Source organism: Pedobacter sp. CG_S7 (genome assembly GCF_040544395.1).
Lineage (GTDB): Bacteria > Bacteroidota > Bacteroidia > Sphingobacteriales > Sphingobacteriaceae > Pedobacter.
This window is the reverse complement of sequence record NZ_JBEONS010000001.1, coordinates 1-21,963: the sequence shown is the minus strand read 5'-3', so window position 1 is coordinate 21,963 and position 21,963 is coordinate 1. Positions and strand designations below refer to the sequence as shown.

The 21,963-nt window shown below is 37.2% G+C and carries 17 protein-coding genes and 1 pseudogene; 13 read left to right on the top strand and 5 right to left on the bottom strand.

Features of this window, described 5'->3' with window-relative positions:
* Window positions 1-39 precede the first annotated feature (39 nt).
* Window positions 40-2,880, bottom strand: a complete 2,841-nt coding sequence (gene uvrA, locus AAKU52_RS00090; protein WP_354328925.1) for an excinuclease ABC subunit UvrA — start codon at window positions 2,878-2,880, stop codon at window positions 40-42.
* Between the two features lie 628 nt (window positions 2,881-3,508).
* On the opposite strand from uvrA, the gene AAKU52_RS00085 reads away from it, so the two are divergent.
* The 8 genes from AAKU52_RS00085 (at window position 3,509) to AAKU52_RS00050 (ending at window position 16,338) form a co-directional block, all read left to right on the top strand.
* On the top strand, window positions 3,509-6,520 hold the full coding sequence (locus AAKU52_RS00085; protein WP_354328923.1) for a PVC-type heme-binding CxxCH protein: 3,012 nt from the start codon (window positions 3,509-3,511) through the stop codon (window positions 6,518-6,520).
* A gap of 148 nt (window positions 6,521-6,668) precedes the next feature.
* Window positions 6,669-8,210 (top strand): MFS transporter, encoded by a 1,542-nt coding sequence (locus tag AAKU52_RS00080; RefSeq protein WP_354328921.1) that lies wholly within the window; start codon window positions 6,669-6,671, stop codon window positions 8,208-8,210.
* 82 nt (window positions 8,211-8,292) lie between these two features.
* Entirely contained in the window at window positions 8,293-11,397 is a 3,105-nt protein-coding gene (locus AAKU52_RS00075; protein ID WP_354328919.1) for a SusC/RagA family TonB-linked outer membrane protein, read from the top strand.
* Between the two features lie 25 nt (window positions 11,398-11,422).
* Window positions 11,423-12,928: a RagB/SusD family nutrient uptake outer membrane protein gene (locus tag AAKU52_RS00070; protein WP_354328917.1), complete on the top strand. Its 1,506-nt coding sequence runs from the start codon at window positions 11,423-11,425 to the stop codon at window positions 12,926-12,928.
* Between the two features lie 84 nt (window positions 12,929-13,012).
* Window positions 13,013-13,864, top strand: coding sequence for a sugar phosphate isomerase/epimerase family protein (locus tag AAKU52_RS00065; protein WP_354328915.1), 852 nt, complete (start codon window positions 13,013-13,015; stop codon window positions 13,862-13,864).
* Window positions 13,865-13,934: 70 nt separating this feature from the next.
* The gene (locus AAKU52_RS00060; protein ID WP_354328913.1) at window positions 13,935-14,954 is read left to right on the top strand and encodes a ThuA domain-containing protein; all 1,020 of its coding nucleotides are present in this window, start codon (window positions 13,935-13,937) and stop codon (window positions 14,952-14,954) included.
* A gap of 692 nt (window positions 14,955-15,646) precedes the next feature.
* The gene (locus tag AAKU52_RS00055) at window positions 15,647-15,940 is read left to right on the top strand and encodes a type II toxin-antitoxin system HigB family toxin (protein ID WP_354328911.1); all 294 of its coding nucleotides are present in this window, start codon (window positions 15,647-15,649) and stop codon (window positions 15,938-15,940) included.
* Between the two features lie 20 nt (window positions 15,941-15,960).
* Window positions 15,961-16,338: a helix-turn-helix domain-containing protein gene (locus AAKU52_RS00050; RefSeq protein WP_354328909.1), complete on the top strand. Its 378-nt coding sequence runs from the start codon at window positions 15,961-15,963 to the stop codon at window positions 16,336-16,338.
* Between the two features lie 309 nt (window positions 16,339-16,647).
* Here the strand turns inward: AAKU52_RS00050 and AAKU52_RS00045 are convergent, their stop codons facing one another.
* Entirely contained in the window at window positions 16,648-17,925 is a 1,278-nt protein-coding gene (locus tag AAKU52_RS00045; protein WP_354328907.1) for a gliding motility protein GldB-related protein, read from the bottom strand.
* A 67-nt stretch (window positions 17,926-17,992) separates the two neighbouring features.
* Between AAKU52_RS00045 and AAKU52_RS00040 the strand changes: the two genes are divergently transcribed.
* The 5 genes from AAKU52_RS00040 to AAKU52_RS00020 all read left to right on the top strand — a co-directional run bounded on the left by AAKU52_RS00040 (window position 17,993) and on the right by AAKU52_RS00020 (window position 19,744).
* Window positions 17,993-18,241, top strand: coding sequence for a hypothetical protein (locus AAKU52_RS00040; RefSeq protein ID WP_354328905.1), 249 nt, complete (start codon window positions 17,993-17,995; stop codon window positions 18,239-18,241).
* 17 nt (window positions 18,242-18,258) lie between these two features.
* Window positions 18,259-18,390: a hypothetical protein gene (locus tag AAKU52_RS00035; RefSeq protein ID WP_354328903.1), complete on the top strand. Its 132-nt coding sequence runs from the start codon at window positions 18,259-18,261 to the stop codon at window positions 18,388-18,390.
* A 388-nt stretch (window positions 18,391-18,778) separates the two neighbouring features.
* Window positions 18,779-19,045, top strand: coding sequence for a toxin-antitoxin system protein (locus tag AAKU52_RS00030; RefSeq protein WP_354328901.1), 267 nt, complete (start codon window positions 18,779-18,781; stop codon window positions 19,043-19,045).
* Entirely contained in the window at window positions 19,035-19,250 is a 216-nt protein-coding gene (locus AAKU52_RS00025; RefSeq protein WP_354328899.1) for a type II toxin-antitoxin system RelE/ParE family toxin, read from the top strand. Before AAKU52_RS00030 ends, AAKU52_RS00025 begins: the two co-directional genes overlap by 11 nt.
* 353 nt (window positions 19,251-19,603) lie before the next feature.
* The gene (locus AAKU52_RS00020; RefSeq protein WP_354328897.1) at window positions 19,604-19,744 is read left to right on the top strand and encodes a hypothetical protein; all 141 of its coding nucleotides are present in this window, start codon (window positions 19,604-19,606) and stop codon (window positions 19,742-19,744) included.
* A 592-nt stretch (window positions 19,745-20,336) separates the two neighbouring features.
* Here the strand turns inward: AAKU52_RS00020 and AAKU52_RS00015 are convergent.
* From AAKU52_RS00015 to AAKU52_RS00005, 3 genes and pseudogenes are all read right to left on the bottom strand, one after another.
* Window positions 20,337-20,741, bottom strand: a pseudogene (locus tag AAKU52_RS00015) (RES family NAD+ phosphorylase); the annotation flags it as partial.
* Between the two features lie 54 nt (window positions 20,742-20,795).
* On the bottom strand, window positions 20,796-21,260 hold the full coding sequence (locus AAKU52_RS00010) for an Xre family toxin-antitoxin system antitoxin (protein ID WP_354328896.1): 465 nt from the start codon (window positions 21,258-21,260) through the stop codon (window positions 20,796-20,798).
* Window positions 21,261-21,643: 383 nt separating this feature from the next.
* Window positions 21,644-21,904, bottom strand: coding sequence for an integrase core domain-containing protein (locus AAKU52_RS00005; protein WP_354328894.1), 261 nt, complete (start codon window positions 21,902-21,904; stop codon window positions 21,644-21,646).
* Window positions 21,905-21,963 lie beyond the last annotated feature (59 nt).

Here is a 21,963-nt window from a genome sequence, read left to right as displayed (position 1 = left end):
AAAAATCTGTAACGGAACAAGCCCATCTACCTCATTAAGCTACTCCATTTCCTTCTTCAAGAACTTTCCGGTTAAACTAATCGGATTTTGGATCAATCCTTCAGGTGTACCCTCGAATAAAATCCTTCCACCGCCAGCACCGCCCTCTTCACCAATATCAATGACCCAGTCGGCAACCTTCACAACATCAAGGTTATGCTCAATTACCAATACCGTATTGCCTTTCTCTACCAGCTCATTCAAAACCCCAAGTAACACATTGATATCCTCGAAATGCAAGCCTGTAGTGGGTTCATCTAAAATATAAAAAGTCTTACCCGTATCTTTTTTAGACAATTCAGTAGCCAATTTAACCCTTTGCGCTTCACCACCAGACAGCGTAACAGACGATTGACCGAGGGTAATATAACCCAGGCCAACATCTTTCAAGGTCCTTATTTTACGGTAAATAACAGGCATATTTTCAAAGAAAGTACAAGCCTCTTCAATACTCATATCCAGCACATCACTGATAGATTTGCCTCGGTAACGCACTTCTAAAGTCTCGCGGTTATACCGTCTGCCACCACACTCTTCACAAGGCACCTGCACATCAGGCAAAAAGTTCATTTCAATTACTTTCATACCAGCACCCTGGCAAGTTTCGCATCTACCACCTTTCACGTTAAAAGAAAAACGTCCAGGTTTATACCCACGGATTTTCGCTTCCGGCAATTGCACATATAAATTCCGTATATCTGAAAACACCCCGGTATAAGTAGAGGGGTTTGAACGTGGCGTTCTGCCGATTGGTGCTTGATCTATTTCTATTACTTTATCGATTTCCTTGATACCCGTAATTTTTTCATACGGCAAAGGATGTTTTTTTGCTCTAAAAAAATGGTGATTTAATATAGGATACAAAGTTTCCGTAATTAAGCTTGATTTACCACTACCGGAAACACCAGTAACGGCAATAAATTTACCCAGCGGAAAATCTACCGATACATCCTTTAAGTTGTGGCCGCTAGCCTTAATAATGGAAAGCTTATGTCCGTTTCCTTTTCTTCTGTTTTTAGGGATTTCTATTTTCTTTTTCCCATTCAGGTATGCTGCCGTTAAAGTTTTAGATTTCAAAATCTGAGCAGGTGTTCCCTGAGCTACAATATAGCCACCCTTTACTCCTGCTGCCGGGCCAACATCAATAACATGGTCAGCTTCTAAAATCATTTCCTTATCGTGCTCCACAACCAAAACAGTATTACCAAGATCACGGAGGTTTTTCAAGGCATGAATCAGCCGTTCATTATCTCTTTGGTGGAGACCAATACTCGGCTCATCCAAAATATACATCACATTCATCAGCTGCGAACCAATTTGAGTTGCCAAACGGATACGCTGTGCTTCCCCACCTGATAATGTTCTTGCCGTACGGTCCAATGTCAAGTAATTTAATCCTACATCGCTAAGAAAGCCTAATCTTGATCTTATTTCTTTCAGAATTTCTTTAGCAATGGTATTCTGCCTTTCATTTAACCTATGCTCTAAATTTTCATACCAGGATTTCACACTGATGATGTCCATTTCTGCCAGTTCAAAAATGTTTTTGCCATCAATTTTAAAATGAAGACTTTCTTTTTTTAAACGTGCACCATTACAAACCGGACAAGTTTTTAACTTCCTGAAATTGTCCATATCATCAGTTGCACCCTCCCCTTTACGCTCCTGTTGTTCTTCTAAAAGCTTTATCACCCCCTCAAAGGTGATCTGGTAATTTTGAACGTTCCATTTATTGTATTCTACAGCTACGGAAAGCAATTCAGGACTGCCATTCAAAATAATTTGGATGACCTCTTCACTCAATTTTTCAATTGGCGTAGACAGCGAGAAGCTATATTTTTTAGCCAAAGCTTTAAGGACCTGAAACATCCAGATTTCTCTGTACTCGCCCATTGGCGCCAGACCACCATTGAGAATACTCAATTTAGGATTAGGCATTACTGACTCCCGGTCAACGACAAAAATATAACCTAAACCATCACAACGTTCACAAGCGCCGTATGGAGAATTAAAGGAAAAACTATTGGGTTGGGGCTCGTCGTAAGAAATACCAGAAGTAGGGCACATTAAAAATCGGCTGAAATGCGACACATTATTGTCCTTATCACTTATTTTGATAATACCTTTACCTAAACGCATTGCCGTATGCAAAGAATCAAGAAGACGCTTTTTATCCTCCCTGTCAATAATCAACCGGTCTACCACAATTTCAATATCATGGATTTTATAGCGGTCTAACTGCATTTTTGCAGAAATATCCTGTATAGCTCCATCAACACGAACTTTCACATATCCTTGTTTACGAATTTGTTCAAACAGTTCCCGGTAATGACCCTTTCGGCCTTTAACCACTGGTGCCAGCAAATTAACCGGCATTTGGTCATATTTTTTGAAAATATTATTTATAATCTGATCCTCGCTCATGCGCTCCATTTTCTCTCCGGTATTGAAAGAATAGGCCTCAGCCACACGGGCGTATAACAAACGCATAAAATCGTATATTTCAGTAATGGTACCTACTGTAGAGCGGGGATTTTTACTAGTGGTTTTCTGCTCAATGGCAATAACCGGACTTAAGCCAGAAACTTTATCAACATCTGGTCTTTCCATTCCACCCATAAACTGACGGGAATAAGCACTAAAGGTCTCCATGTAGCGGCGTTGTCCTTCGGCATAAATGGTATCAAAAGCCAATGAAGATTTACCGCTGCCACTCAACCCTGTTACAACAACGAGTTTGTTTCGGGGAAAGGATACATCTATATTTTTAAGGTTATGTACCCTGGCACCATAAACTTCTACATCTTTTTGCTCGCCAAGGTCAACGGTATTTTTACTCATAAGTTTTATAAAAAACGCTATTGGAACTTTGCATTCAAACAGCAAATTTTCAGCCACAAAAGTACCATTTTTCTTTTAATGGTATATCCTTATTTATCGTATATTGAAAGAGAATTCCATTTCCAGGATGAGGTCATATATATTGCGCTATATATACTGCTATATTTATTTCTCTCATCTTAAAACGGGAAGCATTAACGCCAATAGGAGGTAATCAAAAATTGGCGACAAAGGATCAACTTAGCTCGGTTTATTTATTTAGATCTTCTTCTCACCTATAACTCGAGTTTTAAACATTTTTTCAAAATTCACTATAGCAACAAAATGCTGCTTCCCACGACTATTTAAGTTGAAAAATAGGCGGCTTGTTGTAAAGTAGACTTACTGATGGAAACTTTAGCAGCATAGTTCAGGATGGTCTTGTTATTCTGTCCTTGTATCTTGGTTATACCAAATATAAAATACCATGACGATAAGTTTACACAAAAAACTAAGCCTATTGCTTTCAATTTTTGGATTGAGTTTACTTTTATTTTGCACAGTTCAGTGCTCTCAATCGAACTCACCTACCATAAAAGTTAAAAAAGGATTTCACATTGTTTTAATCGGAAATAATTTCCCCTCTAGAATGATGAATTTTGGTCATTTTGAAACTGAAATGCACCTTCGCTATCCTGATAGTATGCTGTTTATCCGTAATATGGGCGATGGCGGAAATACTCCTGGATTTAGGCCCCACTCTTCACGAAATTCACCTTGGGCATTTCCTGGTGCTGAAAAATTCCAAACAGAACTCGCAAAAAATTCCGGGAGCGAAGGTCATTTCCCAACAGAAGACCAATGGCTTACCATGCTTAAACCGGATGTTATTATTGCATTTTTTGGCTATAACGAATCGTTTCAGGGTGAAAAGGGACTCGAAAACTATAAAGCAGAACTTGATGCTTTCATTAAGCACACTTTAAAACAAAAATACAATGGCGATACAACTGCTCAACTTGCAATTGTGTCACCAATTGCTTTTCAGGACCTTTCCGATAAATTTGATCTGCCCGATGGAAAAAAGGAAAATGTAAATCTTGAATTATACACCAAGGCGATGGAGGAAATAGCAGCCCAAAATCACGTTATCTTTATGGATGCCTTTACGCCAACAAATAAATGGTTTAATTCTAGTAAGGAGCCTTTGACAATTGATGGTTTTCAACTTACTGATAAAGGCTATTTGAAGTTTTCAACGCTTCTGGCGGATAAGATTTTTGGAAAAACTTCTGCAAAGGCTGAATCTCATCGTGAATTGGTGCATGCCGCTGTCCTTGAGAAAAACTGGATGTGGCATAATGATTTTAAAATTCCTAATGGCGTCCACGCCTACGGACGTCGCTTCGATCCTTTTGGCCCGGCTAATTATCCTGCCGAAGTTGCTAAAATCCGTGAAATGACGGTGATCAGAGATGAAGCCATTTGGCTTGCAGCTAAGGGTGAGAAAATGAACCTAAAAGCTGCTGATGAAAAGACTTCAAAGCTTCCACCTGTTAAAACAAATTATGATCCCGGGAAAAATGGAAGCCTAAAATATCTATATGGAAAAGAGGCCTTAGATAAATTTCACGTTGCACCAGGTTATAAAATTGAACTTTTCGCTTCTGAGCGGGAGTTTCCAGAATTAGAAAATCCTGTTCAAATTTCTTTTGATAATAAAGGTCGTCTTTGGGTGGCTGTCATGCCAACTTATCCCCATTGGAAACCAGGTGATGAAAAACCGAATGATAAGATTCTAATATTAGAAGACACTAATAATGATGGTAAAGCGGATAAGAAAACGGTTTTTGCAGAAGGTCTACAACTTCCTATTGGTTTTGAATTTGCACCAGAAGGGGTTTATCTTTCACAAGGCACTAATTTTGTTCTTTTAAGGGATACAAACAGCGATGACAAAGCGGATACGAAAGAAATATTATTGAGTGGTTTTGATGATCATGATACCCACCATGCACACAGTGCTTATAGTGCAGATCCTTCAGGTGCTATTTATATGGGCGAAGGCACCTTTTTGCATACCAACGTAGAAACTCCTTATGGACCTGTTCGTGGCACGAATGGTGGTTTTTACCGCTATAGCCCCCAACTCCATAAGCTGGAACGTGTTGCTCAGCTTGCCATCCCAAATCCATGGGGCATTGCTTTTGATGAATGGGGGCAAAATTTCTTTGAAGAAACTTCTAGTCCCGATGTCCGATGGATGATGCCAGGATCTGTGAATCCAAGGTATGGAGAAGCTACACATAAATCAGTGGATTTGTTGGAGCCGAAACACAGGGTAAGACCAACTTCAGGACTTGAGTTTGTTTCCAGTCGCCATTTTCCAGACGAGGTGCAGGGAGATTTTCTTGTGAACAACACGATAGGTTTTTTAGGCACCAAGCAACATACGCTAGTAGATAATGGAACGGGCTATAAGAGTAAACACCGTCAAGACCTTTTATGGTCTGATGATAAAAACTTTCGTCCTGTAGATATGGAGTTTGCTCCTGATGGTTCTCTTTATCTTATTGACTGGCACAATGTATTGATTGGACACATGCAACACAATGCCCGTGATCCACTTCGCGACCATGTTCATGGTCGAATTTACAGGATTACTTATCCTTCGCGACCACTGGTTAAGCCAGCTAAGATTGTAAATGCTAGCATTGATGAGCTTTTAGACAATTTAAAACTTCCTGAGTATAGAACACGCTACCGTACAAGGCGTGAACTTCGGGGTCGGAATGCTGTTGAGGTTCTTTCCCATATAAAAACCTGGGTAGCCAAACTTGATCAGCAAGATAAAAAATATGAACACCATGTTCTTGAAGCACTTTGGGTAAGTTGGGGACTTAACAAAGTAGATCAAACCTTACTTAAACAAATGCTTAAGGCAAAAGACTACCATGCAAGGGCCGCCGCGGTTCATGTGTTACGTTATACGGACCATCAAGTCGCTGACCAGACTGATTTATTACTTCAGGCTGCCCGGGATGAACATGGCCGTGTTCGTCTAGAAGCGATAGTAGCAGCCTCTTGGTTAGAAAAAGACTATGGCTTGCGAATTGTAAATGAAGCGGGGAAAAAGCCCCTTGACGAATGGATGGTACATGCTCATGAAGCTGCGTTGGCACATCTTAATGGAAAATCAGTAAAAGCCGAAAAAGAAACGCCTGTTAAAACTGATCTTAAAGGTATTGAGCTTGAACTTTTCGTTAAAGGTCGTGCTATATATGCTAAGGAAGGGTTTTGCAATACCTGCCATCAGCCAGATGGTAAAGGTCTAGAGTCATCTGGATTTCCGCCACTTAAGCAAAGTGAATGGGTTCTGGGAAATGAAGAACGACTCATAAAACTTACATTAAAAGGCCTTCAGGGACCTATTGAAGTCCTTGGTAAAAAATACTCCGGACAAGTTCCAATGACTCCATTCGGTGGGATGCTTAATGATGAAGAACTTGCGGCAGTGTTAACCTACGTTCGAAATGCTTTTGGTAATAAAGCCTCGGCTATTTCTCCAACTAAGGTAAGGCAGGTTAGAGCAACAGTCAAAGACAAATCTGGTTTTTACGCTCCTGAAGAGTTACTCCAACAACATCCGTTCAAAAAATAATAGATTTTAGCCCTGCCCTCTACCTTTAAAGATGTGTTGAAGACTCAAAAAATCGGTTAAACGGTGTTTGATTCCGCGATTGGACAAAAAATAAAGTATTAATGCTAACCAAATAATGATTTTCTAACCTCAAATAAAATTAAACTGTATGACAAGTACTATCGAAAATACTGGAAATATTTCTGGACCAGAAGAAAAGGCTAACAAGATCCTTTTTTATGGTTGTTTTATTGCACTTATGGCTACTGCCTTTGGATTTGTTTTTCGAGCATTCATCATGGCCGATTGGGGCAATGAGTTTGGGTTAAGCAAAACACAACAAGGAGAGATTTTCGGTGTAGGATTCTGGCCTTTCGGAATCAGTATAGTTTTTTTTAGTCTCATTATTGATAAAATAGGATACAAAAAATCGATATTATTTGGATTTATCTGCCATGTGGCTTCTGCTGGTATTACTATTTTTGCAGATGGTTATTGGATGCTTTATATAGGCACTTTCTTGTTTGCTTTAGGAAATGGTGCGGTAGAGGCTGTCGTTAACCCCGTCGTGGCCACGATGTTCCCGAAAGAAAAAACAAAATGGCTAAATATTCTCCATGCAGGGTGGCCAGCAGGGATGGTGATTGGTGGTTTGCTCGGAATATTTATGCTTGGTCAAAGATTTAGATGGGAAATCATTATCGCCTTTATTCTTCTACCTGCTTTGGTTTACGGTTATTTAGTTTTGAAAAGTAAGTTTCCAGTAAATGAACGGGTTAAGGCTGGAGTTAGTTATCTTGAAATGCTTAAGGAAGTTGGTGTTTTGGGCTTTTTAATTATCACCTCATTGGTTGTTTTTCAATTGGGCAATCTCTTTGCCTGGTCTACAATGGCTAGTGTTATCATCACCTTAATCATAGTTGGTGTTTTTGGTTATTTTGTAAGGGCCCTTGGTCGTCCGTTATTTATTTTGCTTTTGTTAATTATGATTCCATTAGCAACCACAGAATTAGGTACTGACAGTTGGATAACTGAGCTCATGACACCAGAAATGAAAAAAATAGGGATGCAAGGAGGATGGGTATTGATCTATACTTCTGTATTAATGACCTTCCTGAGGTTTTATGCTGGCCCAATTGTACATCGGTTATCCCCATTGGGACTTTTAGCAACTAGTTCCTTTATTGCGGCAATAGGATTAACATTTCTTTCCTACTCAAGTGGATTTACTATTGTTATTGCGGCTACTATTTATGCTTTAGGGAAAACTTTTTTTTGGCCAACCATGCTTGGCGTAGTTTCTGAGCAGTTTCCTAAAGGTGGGGTATTAGCTTTAAATTTTACGGGAGCAGTGGGCATGATTGGCGTTGGTGTCATAGGTGCCGTTATCCTAGGCTTTGTTCAAGATAAAAAGCTGGATCAAAATCTTAAAGCGTACGATCAAATTCATCAAACAGTACTACAAGTTAATTATACAGAAGAGAAAAATGGAATTTTCGGAATCTATAGATCTTTAGATACCGACAAACTAAAGACTGCTACTCAAGAAACTGTCTCAACGATCCAAAATATTGAAGATCTTGCCAAAAAACATGCCTTAAGAACCATTGCATTTTTTCCAATGTTTATGTTTTTGGTATATTTTGGATTGATCGTATATTTTAAATACAGAAAAGGAGGCTACAAACCCGTAGTATTAGAAGAACAATAAGTTATTATTAATAGAAAAATAATTACTCCATGCTATCATTAGCAATCATCATAAATGCTAACCAAATTAAATAGAACATTATATGTACAGAAAATTCACACCTATACCAAACCTGTTAAAAGGATTGTCGCTTTTTGTGCTTTTCCAGTTCTTTGTCTTTGCTGCATTTGCACAGCAAATTACGATCGCTGGAAAAGTAACTTCCGAAAAAAACGGGTCTCTACCAGGCGTATCAGTTCAATTAAAAAATGCAACAGGCATTCTTAGAAGTGCAAGTACAAACCAGAATGGTGAATATACAATAGTTGGTGACGGAAATTCAACAATCACATTCAGCTATATTGGATTTACGACACAAACTATTAATGTTAATGACCGATCAACAGTGAACGTCACACTAATAGAATATTCAAATTTGTTAGATGATGTAATTATTTCAGTTGGATATGGAACAATAAGAAAGTCTGATATGACCGGTGCTGTTGGCGTTGTAAAAGGAACAGAGCTTGCAGATCGGCCTGCTGCTTCTTTAAATCAAGCTTTAGCTGGGAAGGTAACTGGAATGAATGTTTCCGTAAATTCCGGTAGACCAGGAGGTCGGGCACAAATTCGAATTCGTGGAAATACATCTGTAAGCGTTTCTAATAATCCTTTATATGTAATCGATGGGGTAATCTTGAATGCAACAGGACTGGCCAATGGCAGTTCACCGATTGATTACATTAATCCCAGTGATATCGCGTCTATTGAAGTGCTAAAAGATGCATCTGCCACTGCAATTTATGGTGCAAGGGGTGCCAACGGAGTAATTCTTGTGACTACAAAAAGAGGAAGCACTACCGGTGGCGGCATAAACTATGACTCTGATGTTAGCGTAGGAACTTTACCTCGCCAACTGGATTTGTTAAATTCCCGTGAGTTTTTAGAGGTGGAAGATATTGCTTATAGAAATTCACAAAAGTATGATCCTGTTGGTTTTGCAGCAGGTAAATACACTGATCCTAAAACAAAAAAGAATAATCCTTTACTGTTTGATGGACAAGGAAATCCTCTTTATGATACAAACTGGCAAAATGAAGCATTTCAGAAGGCTTATACTCAAAATCATCAATTATCAATAACAGGCGGTAATGAAACGGGTAGCTATGGAGCATTTTTGAATTATAGAAATGAAAATGGATTAGTTAAAGGATCTTCATTAAAACGTTATGCCGGACGATTTGTATTTGATAGTCAGGTTAAAGACTGGCTTAAAGTTGGTGGGTCAATGAGTTACAATGACCAAGACGAAAGACAGATTGACCCCTTGGGAGGTGGTGGTATAATTGCCATGAGACAGGTGCTTGAATCACTTCCTATTATCCCTGTAAAATATGCTGATGGACGATGGGGAAGTAATGAAAATTATCCAGGCATGGAAGGTGGTGGCAATCCGATCAATATTATAGAGGAACAGCTCTATTTCCTAAAAACTCAGACCTTATTGGGAAATATATATGCCAATATTAACTTAGCGGATGGCTTGGAATTTCGTTCCACTTTTGGCACCAATATCATCAACCAAAGGAATGATTCTTATGCTGGGCGCGATCTTAATTACATTTCAAGAAACCAGCGTGGTGTAGCTTCCGTAGCAAACAGCCGTTACAATTCCTGGCAATTTGAGAATTACCTAACTTATCTAAAGCGATTTGATGTCCATTCCATAAACGCCCTATTGGGTTTATCGTGGCAACATGTAGATCAGTTTAGCGCTACAGCAAATACTCAAAATTTTCAGGATGATTTCTATGGATTCAATAACTTGGGTGCTGGCTCTAATCCTCAATCCCCATCTTCTAATAAAGGCGGCTATGGGCTGAATTCCTATTTTGCCCGACTAAATTATGGTTTGATGGACAAGTATCTTGTCACCTTTACAGGTCGTGCGGATGGGTCTTCAAAATTCGGTGAGGGTAACCGATTTGCATTTTTCCCTTCTGCTGCCGTCGCATGGAAGGTTTCAGATGAAGACTTTATGGAATCTGTGGAGGGCATTTCTAATTTAAGGCTTCGTGCCAGTTATGGTGTTACTGGAAACTCCGAAATCAATGCTTATCAGGCACTTGCAGGAATGGGTAATTATTCAATGATATTTGGTGGCGACCGTGCCATTGGAATCGGGATTAACCGCTTATCAAATCCTCAGTTAAAATGGGAGAAAACATACCAGATGGATGCCGGTCTGGAATTTGGTTTGTTTCAAAACAGAATATCATTTGAATTGGATGTCTATAAGAAAAAAACAACCGACATGTTATTGAATGCACCAGTTCCAGCCAGTAGTGGCTATCAAACCGTTTCCCGAAATATAGGAAGTATGGAAAACAAGGGTATTGAGCTTGCATTGCATACCACAAACATAAAAACAGACAATTTTTCCTGGAATACCACCTTCAATATCTCCTACAATAAAAACAAAGTTCTTTCTTTAACTGGTGGTAATGATATTTTCTCTGGAAGGACTGTTATTCGTGAGGGGGAGCCTTTGGGATCTTTCTTCGGTTATGTGCATTTAGGTACCTGGGGAACAAGCGAAGAGGCTGAAGCTGCAAAATTCTTTAAAAAACCTGGTGATGTGAAATACCAGGATTTAAATAATGATGGAAAAATTAACGATGCCGATCGGACAATAATTGGTCAGGGAATAGGTAATGTCTTTGGTACTTTTATGAATACCGTGAGTTATAAGAACTTTGAGCTTATGGTGGACCTTCAATTTATGCATGGAAATGACGTAGTTTATGGAAGTTTGCATTCGGCAGAAGATCGTACAGGAATTGCAAATAGCTTCAAAACTGTATTAAATGCCTGGACACCAGATAATCAGGATACGCCAATTGCGCAACTTCGACCTGTTTCAGCTGGATACAACACAAATAATGATTCCCATCGGGTAAAAGATGGATCATTTATTCGTGGAAGAAACTTGTTAATAGGTTATACTTTTCCTGCAGCAACAATTTCAAAATTAAAATTGAATAGATTGAGGGTTTTCGCATCTGTTCAGAACTTCTTTTTATCGACGAAGTATGAGGGCTATGATCCAGAAGTTAACACCTCTGGAAACCCATTTGACCAAGGAGTTGCTTTGTACGATTATCCTAAACCAAGGGTGTTTATGTTGGGACTTAACATTGGATTATAAAACAGTTAACAAAAGGAAATTAGTCATGAAAATAATCTTAAAAAGAAGTTGTCTTTTCTTAATTATAGGAACATTGGTATTTTTATTCCCGGGTTGTAAAAAGTTTTTAGATGAAACAGATGCATCGAACTTTACAGTCGAAAACTATTTTACTAAACCTGAGCATGCGCAAAGCGTTGTCAACTCTATTTACGACAACTTAAAAAGTACGCAAGGTGGCGGATTTGGTGGTGCGCCATGGATGATGTTAGAGTTTTCTACAGGTCTGGCAAATACAGAACTTGGTCAGGCGGTCAACAGTATATTTGTGCGTAACCTAGTAAATACTTCAGATAACACCTATGGACAAACGTATTGGGTTAGTCATTATAGAGGCATTGCCAATGCAAATTTAGCTATTGCTAAAATACCGGGAATTAGTATGGATGAAGCATTAAAAAAAAGAACATTAGGCGAGGCGCACTTTCTTAGGGCCTGGTATTATTTTAACCTTGTTCAAATCTTTGGGCATATTCCATTGATTGTAGATCCCGTAGGACTAACTTCAGAAAAGCTGTACCCCAATCAAGTTCCTGCTGCAGAGGTATACGACCTGATTGTAGCAGATCTCATTGCAGCTGAATCATCTGGCCTTCCTTGGACGAATAAAAATGGACGGGTTAATTTAGGCGCGATTAAATCACTTTTATCAACGGTATACCTCACTATGGCCGGTTATCCACTTCAAAAAGGAGCTGAGTATTATAATTTGTCTGCGGTAAAAGCAGCCGAAGTAATCGCATCGGGACAATTTAAACTATTTGATTCCTATAATGATTTACATAATCCAGATAAGAAAAATATGGAGGAAAATATATTTATGGTACAATTTGCAGCCTTTATTCAGCCATCTAGTTTGCAAGTAGCAATAATCCCTTATAATCAGGGTATTTCAGCTTATTCTGATGAAACAGGTGGTATTTCTGTGATGCCTGAGTTTGTACGGTCTTATGAAGCTGGTGATCTAAGGGTTAAAGAAAAAGAATTTTATTACTCTTCGTATACGCTTAGAGCTGATCGTACAAAGACCAAAGACCTAGGTGGTTTTTACATTTACAAGCATTTTGATGTTTTAGCCCAAACCAGTACAACAAGTAGTAATTTGAACTGGGCCTTAATTAGGTATGCTCAGGTTTTATTAGATTTTGCCGAGGCTTCAAATGAGGCAAATGGCCCAACTTCCGAAGCTTATAATGCGGTGAACAAAATAAGAAGCAGAGCCGCCTTGCCAGACTTAGCAGGATTATCCAAAGCGCAACTTCGGGAAGCAATTTGGCGGGAACGCTTTTATGAACTAAGCTTTGAAAATAAAACGTGGTTTGATATGGTACGTATCCGCAAAGGATTTAATGTAGCAACTAAGCAGTTTGACAATTATGTTGGATATAAATTCTCTTACGGACCCATAGTTTCAGAAAGAGAACTTTTATTTCCAATTCCAACATCTGAAGTCAGAAACAATAAGAATATTACACAAAACCCCGGTTATTAAAGTATCGAAATCGATATCTTAGACCTTGTTAAAAGAAAAATCAATGACTAAACACCAAACAATAACTATAAAATTATCAGACCAATGAACAAAATAGGATTTAATGTATTGGTTTGGTCTGCAGTTGTTTCTGAAGAAATGACACCAATCATAGAAAGGTTGAAGAATATTGGCTATGATGGCGTAGAGTGCTTTATTGGAGGTGATGATAAAAGTGCATATAAACGCTTTGGTCAACAGGCCCTAGGTTTTGAGTTGGAAACTACCGGTGTTTTCACACTTGGGAAAAATGAAAATCCAATTAGTGAATCAGCGGACATTAGAGCAAAAGCCGTTGACCGGATAAAGTGGGCAATAGACCGGGCACATGATATGAATGCAAAAATAATTTGCGGACCTTTTCATTCTGCACATACAATTTTTGCCAATCATGCACCAAATGATCAAGAATATGCGTGGAGCGCTGAAGCATTACATGAGGCAGGTGATTATGCAGCACAAGCTGGTGTTGTACTTGCAATGGAAGCTATTAATCGTTTTGAATGTTATTTATGCAATACGATGGATCAATTAAAAAGACTGATCGATGAGACTTCACATCCAAACGTAAGAGCGATGTATGATACCCATCATGCTCATCTAGAAGAAAAAACGATTCTTGACCCCATTGAAAAAATTGCTCCAGTACTTGCACATGTCCACATCAGTGAAAATGACAGGGGTACTCCTGGTGATGGACTTGTTCATTGGGATAAATCTTTTTCCACTTTGGCCGCAATCAATTACCAGGGTTGGTACACCATTGAAGCGTTTTCCAGGAATGACCCCGATTTTGCCAATGCAATTAATGTATGGCGCGACTATTCCGAGCCATGGGAAATTGCAGAAAATGGCTATAAGTTCATTAAGGAAATGAGTGCTAAGTACCAGCTTTAAACCTAATTTTTAATTTAAGCTTTGTTTAAAAATTACACAAATTAAAATACACAATACTTAATAAAAGACGATGATACAATTGATCATGAAATATATTTATTTAGGGATTTTCATCTTTCTTGCACCGCTGGTAAATGCGCAGCAACAACCTCAGTGGCTACAATTTCAACCCAATAAGGGTATAGCAAATGGCAAGCACATTGTGCTTATCGCTGGAGATGAAGAATACCGCACAGAGGAATCACTGCCTATGCTGGCGAAAATACTAACCCAACATCATGGGTTTATTACTACAGTATTGTTTTCCATTAACCCTAAAACTGGCCTAATTGATCCAAATTATAAATATAATATTCCTGGATTGGACCATCTTTCTTCGGCGGATCTTTTAATTATTGCAACTCGTTTTAGAGAACTTCCAGATCATCAAATGAAATATTTTGATGACTATTTAAAAGCTGGAAAGCCCGTAATGGGATTTCGTACCGCTACACATGCCTTTAATTTTGAGAAAAAGCCCAATAGCCCTTATGCAAAATATGGTTACTCCAGTAAGTTAAAAGGTTGGGAGGGTGGTTTTGGCAAACAAATACTTGGCGAGACCTGGGTTAGTCATCACGGGAATCATGGAAGTGAGGGAACGCGAGGATTAGTAAATGGTCTTCTTAAAGTGAAGAACCATCCCATATTAAAGGGGGTTACAAATATTTGGGGGCCTACTGATGTTTATACAGTCAGCAGGCTACCAGCCGATGCGGAGGTATTGGTTTGGGGACAATCGACTATGGGGATGACTGCCGCAAGTTTAGGTAATTGGGAGAAAACAATTATGCCTATTGCCTGGACCAAATCTTATGTAAGTGAATCTGGAAATAAAGGGAAGGTATTTACCACAACAATGGGCTCGTCAATTGATTTTTTGAGTGAAGATCTTAGGCGTCTAATCGTAAACGCTTGTTATTGGGCTGTTGGCCTTGAAAACAAGTCTGCAGAAAAAAACAACGTTGATATTATAGGTGCTTATCATCCAACCAAGTTTGGTTTACTTGATTTCAAAAATGGAAAGCGACCTCAAGATCTTATGAATTAGTATTTATTAACGCTGCGTCCTAAAAAAAGAAAAAATGCAAAATGCTATAAATCTAATATTAGAAAAAACCTAAAATATATAACAAACAGCTACAGCTGACTTTATCTCAAATGACAGGTTTCAGGGATCTCATACTGTTCTTCATCTAATGGTATGATTTCAAATAAAGTTAAATAGATTCTAAAACGATAATTGTTCCACTCCGTTTACGGTATCCAATCCGTGCCTTGTATTTTTATTTCATACATAGCAGTAATGGTTTTACTGTTTGGTTCTAAAAATCCGGAACCTTCCAATAAAAGGGTTTCAGTGTAATTGTTTACAATCCGGTTTGAGTTTTCGGCCTTATCTATTATGTGTAGGTGTAAATCTTGTTGTAAGCGTAGAGATGCCAATTTCTTTTCTAACGTAGTTCATTTTGAATGTATTCACTTGTAATACCAAACTACTAAAAATTTATAGATCAAGCGCTTAGTCAGGATAGGAATATTTACGTAAAGGATACTGAAGCATTTAAACAGCCATTATATATTTGGTTTTTAAAAATGGAATTAATAAAAAGTTGGATATTTGCCAACATTATAAGTATATTTGTGTCTGTTCGGACAATGAAGCCGTAGACTTGTAAGTCGCCGTAAATACATTAAGTAACGCAAAGGAGATCGAGATGGTAAACAAAAACTTGAAAAATAATGCGGATTATTCAGCAAATAAAATTACTAGATTTCACAAAAAAGCATGCAGACGCAACTAATAGTGTGACAACATGGAGAAAGGTTGTACAGGAAGCAATATGGAAAAAAGGCACTTATATTTTATCCGATTTTCCAAAAGCGAAACTTATACCTAGCAAAAGAGCCCGCTTCAAAATCGTTGGCAATAAATACCGCCTCATTATCGAGATTGATTATTCTGATGAAACAGTTGAGATCAGGTTTGTAGGAACCCATTCAGATTACGATGAAATTGATGCAGGTTCAGTTTAACCGGAAATAAAAAGAATAATATGAATAAAAAGCCACAATGGTTTTTAATTAAAACCGAACAGGAATATAACGAAGCTCTTGCCAGATACCGGGTAATTAAGTATTCAACAGCGGGTGAAAAAGACCATCAGGAAAAACTTCTTTTGGTGCATCTGATTGAAAATTATGAGAATAGCCTTTGGGATCTGCCCGAAGTCGATCCGATCGAAATGATCAAAATTCGAATGGAGGACTTTGGCTATAAAGCAACTGACTTGGCAGCGGTTTATGGCGATAAAGGTACAGTTAGTAAAGTGTTAAACTATAAACAACCCTTGTCTTTAACCATGATCAGAAAATTTAGCAAGCTTTTACACCTGCCTGCTTCCGCATTACTTAAAGAGTATGCCATTTCTTAATAACCCGCAAATCGACCATTAGAGATGGAAAGGATAAGCAGGAAAAAAAATACTCAAACTAAATGCTGACCAAATAACATGTTTTGATTAAGGATAGACTGTATTCGTAATTTTCGACTCTTTTTTAATATAGAGTCAATGATTGATAAAAATACATCAAAAATAATGCAGGTAACGTTTTTAGGCTTGACAATATGGCTGCATTTCAACTCTAAAATTAATTAGAAATCCTCACATTTAATTCAGCACGAATATTTCCTTGGAGTAAATTAGTCGCCATATTGTCTAACCGATGTTCGTTAGCAGCAGTTATTTCATTTTACTCAATTTTTCCTCCCATTTACTGTTTGCTAAAAACTTTTTGTAGTCTTGTATATTTAGCATTTCCTTAATCGTTTTCTTCTTGTCATTTCCATTTTCATAATAGGATTTGCAAATTTGATACCCTACCCAATATCCTTGGTCGGGTAAACTGTTTGGAGTAGATTGATCACCGTTTGCTATCCAATTGCTGTATCTATCATAATAAATATCCTTTTTAAAATTTTCCCAAATTTTCTTTTCTTTTCCTTTAGCCCATACCATTAATTTTTCATTTGAAGTACTCCCGCTTATCAATTCTCCAATAAAATCTGCCATTCCCTCTCGAATAGCGTAACTTAATGTAGTGGTATCATTCTTCATGCCACCTTGCTGAAAATGTATTAATTCGTGAGCAATAGTGTTAGAAACATATTTAATTTTGGACATTCTTGATTGATCTTTAAAATCCAGTTCGTCAATTGGCGTTTCCTCCGTTTGAGAAGCTTGATTTAATCCAATTAATAGTCCTGCATTTGTTGCTGTTCCACCACTGGTAAATGCACCAATTATAAAATAAACATTTGGAAATTTAGCATTAGGATATAAGTCTTTAAATTTTTTGAAAGAAGTTGTAAAGTCTTTCTTCTGATCATCAATGTTCAACGTAGATTTCCTTATTGATTTATAAAAATTGGGAGCAGATTTGATGTGTTCGACAAAATAGTTAATACTACTAACTTTAGCACTCATATAATCATCCATTCCTTTACTTGCTTTTTCAAAATACTCTTTTTTGAAAATTGCTTTGAAATTTGATGTGTCAGCATTTGCTTTATCATAGGCTTTCCAGAATCTATGTACGTCTTCTGTAATGAATTTTGCTTTTGAAGGGTCAGTATTTAAAATTTCTTTTTTAATGCTTTTTACAATATTTTGCCATTGTTGGTGGTTGTGTAGATTTAAAAGGTCTTTGTCATTTAATAAATTATTTTTATCATCGTATCCTAATGATATAGCTTTTTTTAATTCTATAATCGCTTCTTCAATCTTATTATCTAAGGACAAACAGCAAGATGCATTATAGAAAAGCGTTACTTTCTTAACTTTGAATTCAGCAATTGCTGCAGAATTTAAATAGTAAGTTGAAGCTTCTGAATAATTTTTTGCATAATATAAACTGTCTCCTGTTTTTTCTAATCTCTGAGGCGATAAAACGACCTGTCCATAAACTATCCCGAATGCCCAAAGGTTAAAAAACAGAATTATTGTAAACTTAACTTTCATAGTTTAATATTTATTTAGTGTTATTGCTTTGGATGTTTCTTGATCACAATTGTTACAGAATTATTGTATGCAAGGCAGAAAGGATTATACCGAAAAACTCTTTTATATCGACGAAGATTTACCCTGGCATTTAGGCAATCAGCAGAACGAGACAACTTTACCGGCATCCCTTTTTGAAACATTATTTAATAAGGTATTTGCCCTCTGTATAAATAGCGGAGTGGTATCCGGCCATAGGCAGGCTGTAGATTCCGCTCCAATCAAAGCCATTGCATCTATGGAAATCGTGGTGCTGAAAATACCGGCACTTCCTTAGACAACCAATTGAAAAAAGTGTCAGAAGAAAATAAGGAAGCTACCAAAAAACAAGATGAACCTGTATCACCAGCACAAGTCACTGCGCCGGAACACCAGCAGAAACGTAAAAAAAAGCATTATCAGAACTCCAAATATACCATTACTTAAGTCGATACCTTCACCTTAAACCACTTCTGCAACAGCCATGAAGGTTTGCTGATAGGAGTTCATTAAACATAAATAATGAACTGCCCTAATGAGGCTGACATAAAGCCGCCTTTAATAAAACAAAAGTAAAAAATATTTGGAATTCAACACAGCATCTCGTTTTTTAAGACAATGTCTTTCTTTTTGTCGTTGGTGCAACTATGAGTTTTACTTACAGCAAAAAAATAATTAATCTGCGTTTTTTCATTATTTTACCGTTTTTTGGTAATTATGGCATATTTTAAAAAATATGTCTTTGAACAATATTGGTCAGATGTAAATTCATTAAACTCTTAATATTATTCTTCCTACATTTGTATTACAAGTGAATACATCTAGATATATACATATGAACGCTACAATAGAAAAAAAATTAACATCTATACGCCTGCAGCAGGATTTATATTTATACATAAAAAATAAGGCCGAAAAATCCAATCGGAGCGTAAACAATTACATTGAAACTCTTTTGTTAGAGGGTTCTGGATTTTTAGAACCAAACAACAAGACCATTAGCGCTATGCATGATGTAAAAAATAAAACGAAGGGATTGGATACTGTTAACGGAGTGGAAGAATTGGATAAATATTTATCGAATCTTCGGGATGAGTTATAGACTTATTTTTACCACTCAGTTTAAAAGAGATTCAAAAAAATATTTTAAAAACCCGAAAAAATTCTCCAAAATACGATCCTGTTTAATGCTTCTTGAAAAGGGAGGCGTTGATCTGATACTTGAAAGTATGAAACCGCACAAATTATCCGGAAATTGGGCAAGATACTGGGAGTGTCATATAGAGGGAGATTTATTAATTATCTAGCAACAAGAAGATAGCCCCAATGAAATATATTTAGTGCGTTTAGGCAGTCATTCAGAATTATTCTAATAATCCAATAGGATTATTAGAATTCCACCGTTTTCTGATAGGTTAACTTATTCATTGAATGACAACGTTAACCCAGCTGACCCGAACTGAACTTATATTTTTACTTGTAACGGAAGCAAAAATGGTGGTCGTTTTGGGAGTATTTGACAAGGTTGTGGGGAGTAGTCAAATTTTTATACCACATAAAAAACGGGAATAGAACATCGTATGCTCAAAACGCCAGATGACCACATCTTTCATCTCAGGATTAATTTTTTACCTTAGAGCTTCTAACCCATTCTAAATAAATGAAACGCATTTCAAATATCGGTATCCATATACCCGCTAACGTGGATAATTATATAAAGCTTGATAGCATCAGTTCGTTATCGGAAACTGATATTGCGATAATTAGTCCGGATTTGGACCATACAAGCTATTCTACCTAGGAAGGATATTCTGATACCGGCAAATATGAAGGTAAAAAGCTATACAACAAAGATTCGTCAGCTAGGGTTATTGACCACACCAAACATTGGAAAGCTGAAGTACTGCATTTCGTTGAAAATGGAGGCACCCTGTTTGTTGTGTTGTGTAAAAAGGCCGATTTTTATATTTATACCGGAACTCAATCATTTGGCGGAACTGGCCGAAATCAAAAGACCACCAACCATGTTACGCCCCATTCAAATTACAATTATTTACCCTTTGGTTCTTTTGAGTTTCATTCTGCTAGTGGAAAGACCGTATACCCCAACTCCAGTTTAGTCGCTGAGCTGCATAAAAATTGCGGAGATTATTTTTCTTTCGAGACCTATATAAAAAGTGACAAGATTACCAGTTCAACGTTTAGTATATGAGAGCGTTAATTTAGATAAAGAATCTAACTACCCGCAGATAAATTAACACTGCAATTTTGAGCAAAGCCTTCGTTTTTTGAGACAGTTTTTCTTGATAAGCTTAATTGCAATTAATGGATATTCTGCTGCCACCCATGACGATATTTTTAATTGCCTAATCAATGTTTTCACTAGCGTATTATCAAAGCAAACGCTGATCAACTGGAACTTTAATAATATTAATAATTTTTACTAATTCATGATAACCTGGAAATAGAAGATCCAATAATATATTATATTCATATTGGTTAACTGCTGATCTAACTTTAATGCCTAATAATTTGTGATTGGATAATAATTGTTCACCAAATTTTTTACAGGCCAAATTATCCGTATTAAGCCAATCTTCCGGATAGTCCGAGTCAGGTACTTCAAAGATCAATTTTTCATTATGAATTACAATCTCCATGATATATAAATCATCTGGTGTTTCTTCAACATCAAAATGTACTAAGTTTTCCAGAAAAGCCAGTGATGAATTCTCTGATGCATATAAAACGTAGGTTCCTTTGTCATTCCATCTTCCCCCTGAACGGAAAGCTCCTGTACCAGATAAATCTTAAGTTCTACGTTCTGATTTTACGATTCTGAAAACGTGCATTTACGAATAAACTCCCTCTTCAATCCTTGTCAAAACATCTTCAACCATCCCTATTCCTGTAGGGGTAGAAAAAAGGGATAAAGGACTTTCCCAATGGAGGGCCTTACTCGGCTTAGAAAGCCATCTTTCAACTTTTTCTTTGTCATTAAAAACTCGGTAGGTGTGCTCAAGCACTCTTGCAACTTCGATTACTAATGAAGATGCTCTTTTATCGAGTTTATCATTGTCTTGTTTTCTTTCAAGAGTCTTTATTGACATATTCAGAATATCTTCAACGAAACTCTTTTTGGACATGCCCGTAAAACTTATCAGTGACTCTACTGACGCCTTACTTATTCGAACTCTGGATAGCAAAATGAGGTCATAATGATTTTTGATGGAAGCATTCAGCAAAAGTTTACCTCCAAGGAAATCACTAAAGCTCATTGGGATTGTCTTTTTTTGTAAACCCTCCATGTGCGACATTTTTATCAAATATATAAAAAAATGTCGCTATATTATTTTTTTATATTTTAATGATGTCCGGTTTGTAAATGTAGAGTCACTAATATTCAGAGCCAATAACATTCGTTAAACTTTACTGACTTCAATAACGCCCGATTCTCTAGTTTGAAGTGGCTAGTTTTCGGGGAGGGGCACTTTATTTTCAAGTCAGTCTCGTGATTAAATAAAATAAGCTAGCTATCGAAAGAGCCAATGTTAGTGAGGAAAGAAGTGTTTGTCTACTAATTCTTTTTCCATATTCTTCTCGTTCAACTGAAGTCCATTCTTGCTCTCTTGAAGCAAATCGGTGTATTTCCATTTGTCGAATGTCGATATTGGAATTGCAACTTAAAAGTGGAGACCTTTTATGCGACTAATAAGTTGGTTGTTTTATAAAATATTTCCATTTCATTTGGGGTCCTGTCACCTAATGCAGTATGTATTCTTTTCGCATTGTAAAATCCTTCGATATATCTAAAGATTTCTATTTTGGCATCTTCTCTATTAGCAAATTTTCTAAAGTAAATCAATTCACATTTTAGCGTCTTGAATAAACTTTCTGCAACTGCATTATCCCAGCAATTACCTATTGTAATCGGTAAATAAAACTGCAGAGAAAATGGCAATTAGTAATACACAATAATTGGCAACAATAGTGCAGGATAATCGGCAACAATGATGCAGA